The organism is Bradyrhizobium sp. NAS80.1, from assembly GCF_001908205.1.
In the GTDB taxonomy this organism is placed as follows: Bacteria; Pseudomonadota; Alphaproteobacteria; order Rhizobiales; family Xanthobacteraceae; genus Bradyrhizobium.
In genome coordinates this window covers 1-3,164 of sequence record NZ_LGHL01000282.1, presented here as the reverse complement: position 1 = coordinate 3,164, position 3,164 = coordinate 1, and the positions used below count along the sequence as shown (strand labels likewise).

The window sequence follows — 3,164 nt, the reverse complement described above, 5'->3', positions numbered from 1 at the left end:
CCAGGTCTACATAACTGAAAAGCGAGCCGGACCGTTCGTCACTCCCACGCATCGCGCCCCCTAGTTAAATCCTGATCCTAGAGAATCACGACACGAAACGCTTCGCTACCGACTTCTTCAACAGCCTGCTAACTCGGGCGAACGCCTCCCGCAGGGCGAACGCCAGACTGACCAGAAAGGCCGTGGCGGTGCACGAACGCGAGTCTTCTCAGGACTGGAATACACAGCTAGAGCATGATGTTTTTATTCAGAAACATTGCCTGAGTTTTTGAGATAGTTGGCGCACTCCTCCTTGGAGAAGAGGTCGAGGAGTTTGCCGACCTTGCGCCAAGTCGCTTCGACATCACGTGTCTCGGCCGCTCGCATCAGATGTTTGAGCTTGGCAAAGACCTGCTCGATCGGATTGAGGTCGGGGCTGTAGGGCGGCAGGAAGAGTAAATGCGCTCCCGTGGCACGGATGGCGTTGCGCGCCGCCTTGCCCTTGTGACTGCCGAGATTGTCGAGGATGACGAGTTCACCTTTTGCGAGGGGCGGCGCCAGCACCTGTTCGACATAAAGGGTGAAGAGCTCGCCATTGATGGGACCGTCGAAGACCCATGGCGCGCTGATCCGGTCGTAGCGCAGCGCCGCCATGAAGGTCATGGTCTGGGCCCGCGTAGCTTGGGCCCGTCGCCGGATCGATGGCGGCGAGGGTGGGGGCAATGAGCGCCGATATTCCAAGAGCGGCAGTTGTGACCGGCCCAGGTCGCATTAGCGGGTCTCCTGATGTAGCTACGTGAAAGCGTCGCGCGTGGACTAGGACCTGATCGAAAACCGGTCGAACGCCGTCAGGGTCTGCAGGCGGGGCTCGAGGTCACGGAAATAAATCTCGGCCCTGAGAGACGCAATTTTCCGCGCCGAGCTGGCTTTCCTCCACGTTGATGAACCACGACCGTGGCCTTCCGTCGTTGCCATCGCTCCAACGGTAGCCCCGCCGTTTGAGGGCGTCCTTGAGATCGAAGGGCGATTGCTCTGCCCAGACCCGCATCGTCTTCTTGCGGGCTTGCTCGAGCAGCATAGCCAGTGCAGGTGCGCCGGTCGGGACCTCGAAGGCGAGAATTTCGACAAGGGCATGGCAGTCGTCTACAGCTCTATGAGCTTGGTGAAAGAAGCCGGCTCCGTTCAGGAGATAGCCCAGCCGAGAGCCTTCGAAGCCGTGCTTTCGCCACTCTACCTCCGTCGCCGACATCCCCACGCCTTCCGTTGGAATAACGGCCAGTAGTGCCCTGCGAATTTTCGGTCGAAGCCCGCGTTATGCGCGATGACGATCACAGCGTCGTCGACGAATCATGAAACGGCGTCATCGTCGATCCGCTGCCCGGCGACCATCTCGTCCGTGATTCCCGTGAGCGCCGTGACCTCGGGCGAAATTGGCGTCGAGGGTTAGTTGAATGACGAGAAGACATCCCTGAGGCCGGCGATGCGGCCGTCGGCCAGGTAGTCGAATTTGACCAACCCTAGCTCGATGATCTCGCCCTTCCGTTGGTCTAGGCCGGTCGTTTCTACATCGAGAAGGATGCCGGTTTTGGTCGTTGGTCCCTTGGACGGGGTGAAGTCTCCCGACGCATCAACCGCCGAAGGATGCGGCTGACGGTGGCCGGGGGACACTTCGACCTCGGCTGCGATCTGCTTGCCGGTGTGACGCTGTCGGCGCAACGTCTCGACGGCCTTGCACGTGGTTGGCGGGGTTTGGCTCGGCGATGAATGGGGTCTGGAGGAGCGATCGCGCAGCCCCTCCACACCTTCTGCGCGGAACCGCTTGACCCACTTGGCCACAGTCTTCGGCGTCGTGTTGAACAGGTCAGCCGCGGCAGCTTGGCTCAGCCCGCCCCCGACCACGCATCGCACCATCGCCTCTCGACCTTTGGGCGTCAAAGGCGCATTCTTGTGGACGTTCATCTGGTCTCTCCTTGGAACACGGAAGCTTCGCAACCTCGGCTTCCTCGGTTCAGACCAGATGGACAACCTCCTGAAAGACCACACCTAGGACGCCATAAGATCTTTTCGTGGCCGATTATCATTATGTTGCTGCGGCGGATCGTTCGTTTGGATCTGAGGGGGAGACTGCGAGTAGGTATCGTGCTGCCGTTCCAAGACTGTTTGGGCCATCGGAGGCATAAGTTCGGGACGAAGAGAAATCTGGCTGTTCACCCATCTTCCCCTAGCGAGAGCACCTGAAACGCAGCGATAGAGCAAGTTTTTTTGTAGATTCTCTCCCTCCTCCTGATCGACCGCGGTAGATGTCCATATCATGTGGTTTCCCTGCTCAGGCCTCGCGCAGTCCCTGTTCTTGGTCCCGATTTTCCCTGTTTCGGTTTTGACGCGTGCCAGATACACTGGTTTCCGAGGCATGTTTGGTACTTTTTCATGCGATCGCAGTCTCGTTGGTTGGTGTTATCCTTGCAGAACTCCCTGTTCGCAGGGAATTGGGGTTTGAGCGTCTAGCGTTCGTCCGCGATAACCTTGCCGTCGTTCAGCGGCGCGCCGGGCTGACCTTCGTTACCGCGCGCAAGCTGGCCGCGATCTCCTCCCGTAGCACATCGTTCGCGGTCGCCGTTTCCACTCTCCGCGTCATCGCGTCGGCTTCGCCCTAGCGCGTGACAATGAGGCGCAATCGTCCGAACGCGGGGTGGCGCTTGCCTCGGCGATCTGCTCGGGGCGGACGAACATGCCCGTGATCTTGGTAGTCTGGTCGGCGCAGCCCATCCAGCCCTTGATGCGCATGTTGGAGCGCCCGCACGGGCTCGTGCCCGGCAGCGCCGCGGTGAGGTCGCCGAGCGCGAACCGGATTTAGGGGGGCAGGTCGAGCGAGGTCACCACGTTCTCTCCGAAATCGCTGGGCGCAACGGGATAGCCGGTGCCGGGCTTGACCGGAAACGACGACAAGTCCAAGGAAGAGCTAAATGACGGTGCCGTCGGGTGCAATGCGCCCGATAAGTCGAACGCTCTAGGGCGTGATTGATAGGACCAGTGGCTCTCATGACTCAACGTGTTGCTCTGATCACCGGTGTGACTGGCCAGGACGGCGCCTATCTCGCCGAGCACTTGCTGTCGCTCGGCTACATCGTGCACGGCATCAAGCGGCGCTCGTCCTCGTTCAACACTGCGCGGGTCGACCATCTCTA

At 60.2% G+C, this 3,164-nt stretch carries 3 protein-coding genes and 2 pseudogenes; 1 reads left to right on the top strand and 4 read right to left on the bottom strand.

Annotation, left to right across the window (positions count from 1 at the left end):
• Positions 1–243: 243 nt before the first annotated feature.
• The 4 genes and pseudogenes from AC629_RS41460 to AC629_RS41445 form a co-directional block, all read right to left on the bottom strand.
• Entirely contained in the window at positions 244–702 is a 459-nt protein-coding gene (locus AC629_RS41460; RefSeq protein ID WP_210419193.1) for an IS630 family transposase, read from the bottom strand.
• A 151-nt stretch (positions 703–853) separates the two neighbouring features.
• Positions 854–1,228: a hypothetical protein gene (locus AC629_RS49530; protein ID WP_168195720.1), complete on the bottom strand. Its 375-nt coding sequence runs from the start codon at positions 1,226–1,228 to the stop codon at positions 854–856.
• A 379-nt stretch (positions 1,229–1,607) separates the two neighbouring features.
• Positions 1,608–1,938: pseudogene (locus AC629_RS50840) on the bottom strand (helix-turn-helix domain-containing protein); the annotation flags it as partial.
• A 542-nt stretch (positions 1,939–2,480) separates the two neighbouring features.
• Positions 2,481–2,910 (bottom strand): annotated as a pseudogene (locus tag AC629_RS41445) (phenylacetate--CoA ligase family protein); the annotation flags it as partial.
• 108 nt (positions 2,911–3,018) lie between these two features.
• Between AC629_RS41445 and AC629_RS41440 the strand changes: the two are divergent.
• Positions 3,019–3,164, top strand: a 146-nt coding sequence (locus AC629_RS41440) for a GDP-mannose 4,6-dehydratase (RefSeq protein ID WP_143199860.1), incomplete at its 3' end; no start/stop codon positions are given.

Bases quoted from the DNA above. Each gene is read 5' to 3' on its own strand.
- AC629_RS49530 (WP_168195720.1), bottom strand. From the start codon at position 1,228: ATGTCGGCGACGGAGGTAGAGTGGCGAAAGCACGGCTTCGAAGGCTCT.